The following is a 3,853-nucleotide window of genomic DNA, read 5'->3' on the forward strand; positions in this document are numbered from 1 at the left end:
CCGGACGTGCTGCTCGACCTGCAGACAGCCGCTCACGCCGAGACCGCTCGCGTGAAGAAGCTCCGGGACCGGCTCGAGGCCGGCATCGCGCAGCGCTACGAGGCAGCGGCGGCCGCGGCGCGGATCTCACAAGGCAAGACCAGCGGCACCGTGCGCGTCGAGGACAACGGCATCGTCGTGATCGCCGACCTGCCGAAGAAGGTCACCTGGGACCAGGACCATCTCGCCGACATGGTGGCCCGGATCCGCGACGCCGGCGACGACCCTACCGAATACCTCGAACTTTCCTATCGCGTCCCGGAGCGCCGCTATGGCGCCTGGCCCGAGGCGCTCCGCGAGGGCTTTGCGGCCGCACGCTCGGAAACTACCGGCAAACCCGTGTTCCGGCTCGAACCCCGAGACCGGTGACGCGCGGCGGCGGGGCGCCCGAGCGGCAACGCCGGGCAGGTTCCCCTTCGGCACCCGGTCACCCCCGCCGCCGCGTTCCTTCATCCTCTGCCTCGGAGAACCCCCATGGCCTTCCGCATCATCTCCGCCGACGAGCGGCTGTCGGCCGCCGAGAACAAGACCTCGCTCGCGATCTTCGGCCCACCCGGCGTTGGCAAGACCACGTTGCTGAAGACGCTCCCGGCCGAGGAGACCGTCTGCCTCGATCTGGAAGCCGGCATGAAGTCGGTGCAGGACTGGCAGGGCGCCTCGATCCCGGTGCGCAGCTTCACCGACTTCCGCGATATCGCCGTGCTGATCGGCGGGCCCGACCCGGCGCAGCATCCGCAGTCCTGGTACGGCACCGAGCGCCATGCCTGGCTGCAGGCGCAGCATCGCGACACCGGCATCGAGGCGTTCCTCGCATCGAAGCGCATCGTCTTCGTCGACTCCATCACCGATCTGACGCGACAGGCGATGGCCTACGCCCGCCAGCAGCCGGAAGCCTTCTCCGAGCGCTCCGGCAAACCGGACATGCGCAGCGCCTACGGCGTGCTCGGCCGTGAGGTCATCCAGGCGCTGAAGCACCTGCAGCACGCCCGCGGCAAGACGGTGATCTTTGTCGGCGTGCTCGAAAAGGTCACCGACGACTTCGGCACGGTAACTTGGCAGCCGCAGATGGAAGGATCCAAGGCCGGCCGCGAACTGCCGGGCATCGTCGACCAGGTGGTCTCGATGCAGCTGTTCTCCCGCGACGCAGAGGGCGGCTGGGTTCTCGACGAGACGTCCACCGAGCGCCGCCTCATCTGCCGCTCCGGCAACCCCTGGGGCCTTCCGGCCAAGGACCGCTCCGGCCGCCTCGACATGACCGAGCCGCCCGATCTCGGTGCGCTGATCGCGCGCATCGACGGCCGCACCCCCGCCCAGCCCGCATTCGCCACCTGACTCCCCGAGAGGACAGATCCATGAGCTACGACCTGAACGACGCCCAGCCACAGATGGCGCCGATCGGCGAACTGATCCCCGACGGCACATTCGCCAAAGTGCGACTGACGATCCGACCGGGCGGGGTGAACGGCGCCACGCCGCTCGACGCCGGACTCCTGAAGGCATCGCAGTCGAGCGACGCGAAGATGCTCGACTGCGAGTTCACTGTCGTCGACGGCCCCTATGCCCGACGCAAGTTCTGGCAGTCCTTTACGGTCGCGGGCGGCAAGCTCGACGAGAAGGGCCAGTCGATCGGCTGGAAAATCTCGAAGTCGGCCTTCCGCGCCATGGTCGACAGCGCCCTCGGCCTCAACCCCAAGGACGAGACGACGGCGGCGAAGGCGAAGCGGGTGCTACCCGGGCTGAAGCAGCTCGAGGGCATCGCGTTCGTCGCTCGCATCATGGTGGCGCCGGCCTCGAACCCGCAGTACCGCGACCAGAACCGCATCGCCAACGTCGTCCTGCCCGACGAGCCGCAGCATGCTGCGATCATGCGCGGCGAAACGGTCCCGCCGGATCCGATCAATGCTCCGGCGCGCAAAACCGCGGCGGCGCCAGCACCGGGATGGGGTGCCCCGCAGCCGTCGGCGGCGACACCTCCCGCCTGGAGCGCGCCGTCCCCTACCGCAGCGCCGTCCACGCCTGCTTGGGGCGCTCAGCCGACTGTCCCTCAGGCCGCCCCGCCGCCGCAGCCGCCGAGCGCCATGCCCGCATGGCTGAACGGCTGACGGTCGTGACCTCGGACGAGTGGCAGGCGCACGTCACGCGCGAGGCGGCGCTGGAGATCGGACGATGGCTCGAAGGCCGCGGAAGGCTGCAAAGGCCCATCGCAACCCTCACCCTTCGCGAGCTCGAAGCCATGGCCGCCAGCGCCATCACCCGCTGGATCGTCCTGCACTCCGAGAAGCTCCAGACGGCGGGGTGGCCGCCCGACGACCCGGTCGCGACGTTCTTGCTCGCGTGAGCCTTTGCGCCGTCTGCCCTCGCGAGGGGCGCGGCTTCGGCTACTGCCACCGCCTTCGCTGGGACCGCCACGCCTTCCACCGCTTCTGCTCGCGCCGCTGCCAGGAGATCGGCGCGGGCCTGGCCGAGAGGAACCACGGCATAATCGACAAGACTGCGCGCGAGGGCCAGGCGATCCGCGATGCGCGCCGGCCCTTCGCCGAGGCACTGACCGACCTCGGCCTGATGGAGCCGTTCTTCAATCGGTCCCCGGCGGAGATCGATCGCCTGATCGAGGCTGCCGTCACCGGCTACATCGACAGCATGCAGGACCAGGCCGCGCGCAAGGAGCGCAGCGGCTTCCTTCCCGACGACCCTTCATCGTTCTGAGGGGTCACGATGATCGACCTCAACCATGGATCCGGCTGTCTCTATGGCGCCGCACCCGCGCGCCCGGCTGTCGCCGAGGCGATCTCGTCCGCTATCGATGCGGCTCTCTCGGCTCGCCAGCGCGCTGAGCGTGCGCGCACATACGTCAGCTCGTCGGGCCTTGGCCGAGATTGCCTCCGGCAGGTTCAGTACGACTTCCTTGCCGTGACGAAGGACGCCGGACAGGAGTTCGCGCCCCGCACGCTGCGGGTCTTCGAAGCCGGTCATCGCGCTGAGGACATCGTCGCTGGCTGGCTCCGGATCGCCGGCTTCGACCTGCGCACCGAGCGCGCCGACGGCAAGCAGTTCGGGTTTGCCGCGATGGGCGGCCGCTTCAAGGGCCACATCGACGGCTGCCTCATCTCCGGCCCCGTCGACATCGCCTATCCGGCGCTCTGGGAGAACAAGGCGCTCGGGGCGGCGAGCTGGAAGGATGTGGTGAAGCGCGGCGTCAGCCTCGCGCGGCCCGTCTATGCCGCGCAGGTCGCCCTCTACCAAGCCTACATGGAGCTGCCGAACCCAGCCCTGTTCACCGCGCTCAATCGCGACACGATGGAGCTCCACACCGAGCTCGTGCCGTTCGACGCGCACCTCGCGCAGGAGATGTCCGACCGCGCCGTCACCGTGGTGCTGGCGTCCAATGCCCGCGAGCTGCTGCCGCGCGCTGCCAGTGAGCCGACGGCGGTTTTGTGCCGTGGCGGCATGGCGGCTGGCAAGTGGCACGCGCCCTGCCCCTGGACCAACCGATGCTGGAGGGAGAGATCGTGATCCCCGATTCCTATGAACTGAAGCGCATCATCCGCGCACATCGTCCGCGGTTCTGGTTCGCCGAGCTCCTCGATGGTTTCGAGTTTGCGCCCATCTGGCACTTCACCGATCAGGCCCAGTTCGACTCGGACGAGGTCAATGCTCTCGCCCGCCGCTTTTCGGTAGGGCAGCAGCGGCTGCCGCACCCCGACACGATTTTCGAGTTGCGCGACCAGGGACCGATGGTGCGCAGCCAGATCGTCTATGCGCGCCAGCGCCCTGATGGCATCGAAGCCGTCTGGCTCGCCCTGTTCCGCAAACC

Annotated in this window: 7 protein-coding genes; all 7 read left to right on the forward strand. The window is 68.9% G+C overall.

The genetic code is table 11. The annotated features are described in order from the left end of the window. The coding region (locus RUR49_RS15030; RefSeq protein ID WP_409147201.1) for a hypothetical protein at positions 1-408 on the forward strand (408 nt) is incomplete at its 5' end. 105 nt (positions 409-513) lie between these two features. Beyond that, entirely contained in the window at positions 514-1,371 is an 858-nt protein-coding gene (locus RUR49_RS15035) for an ATP-binding protein (protein WP_409147202.1), read from the forward strand. A 20-nt stretch (positions 1,372-1,391) separates the two neighbouring features. Continuing rightward, on the forward strand, positions 1,392-2,141 hold the full coding sequence (locus tag RUR49_RS15040) for a hypothetical protein (protein ID WP_409147203.1): 750 nt from the start codon (positions 1,392-1,394) through the stop codon (positions 2,139-2,141). Next, positions 2,126-2,377, forward strand: coding sequence for a hypothetical protein (locus tag RUR49_RS15045; RefSeq protein ID WP_409147204.1), 252 nt, complete (start codon positions 2,126-2,128; stop codon positions 2,375-2,377). Before RUR49_RS15040 ends, RUR49_RS15045 begins: the two co-directional genes overlap by 16 nt. Continuing rightward, on the forward strand, positions 2,374-2,745 hold the full coding sequence (locus RUR49_RS15050) for a DUF6511 domain-containing protein (protein WP_409147205.1): 372 nt from the start codon (positions 2,374-2,376) through the stop codon (positions 2,743-2,745). The genes RUR49_RS15045 and RUR49_RS15050 overlap by 4 nt, the downstream gene beginning before the upstream one ends. A 9-nt stretch (positions 2,746-2,754) precedes the next feature. Next, positions 2,755-3,552: a hypothetical protein gene (locus tag RUR49_RS15055; protein ID WP_409147206.1), complete on the forward strand. Its 798-nt coding sequence runs from the start codon at positions 2,755-2,757 to the stop codon at positions 3,550-3,552. Next, positions 3,531-3,853, forward strand: a 323-nt coding sequence (locus RUR49_RS15060) for a hypothetical protein (protein ID WP_409147207.1), incomplete at its 3' end; no start/stop codon positions are given. The genes RUR49_RS15055 and RUR49_RS15060, both read left to right, overlap by 22 nt.

This window comes from Pseudoxanthobacter sp. M-2, assembly GCF_046156265.1.
Taxonomy (GTDB): domain Bacteria; phylum Pseudomonadota; class Alphaproteobacteria; order Rhizobiales; family Segnochrobactraceae; genus CAMDHY01.

Bases quoted from the DNA above. Each gene is read 5' to 3' on its own strand.
- RUR49_RS15035 (WP_409147202.1), top strand. From the start codon at position 514: ATGGCCTTCCGCATCATCTCCGCCGACGAGCGGCTGTCGGCCGCCGAG.
- RUR49_RS15040 (WP_409147203.1), top strand. From the start codon at position 1,392: ATGAGCTACGACCTGAACGACGCCCAGCCACAGATGGCGCCGATCGGC.
- RUR49_RS15045 (WP_409147204.1), top strand. From the start codon at position 2,126: ATGGCTGAACGGCTGACGGTCGTGACCTCGGACGAGTGGCAGGCGCAC.
- RUR49_RS15055 (WP_409147206.1), top strand. From the start codon at position 2,755: ATGATCGACCTCAACCATGGATCCGGCTGTCTCTATGGCGCCGCACCC.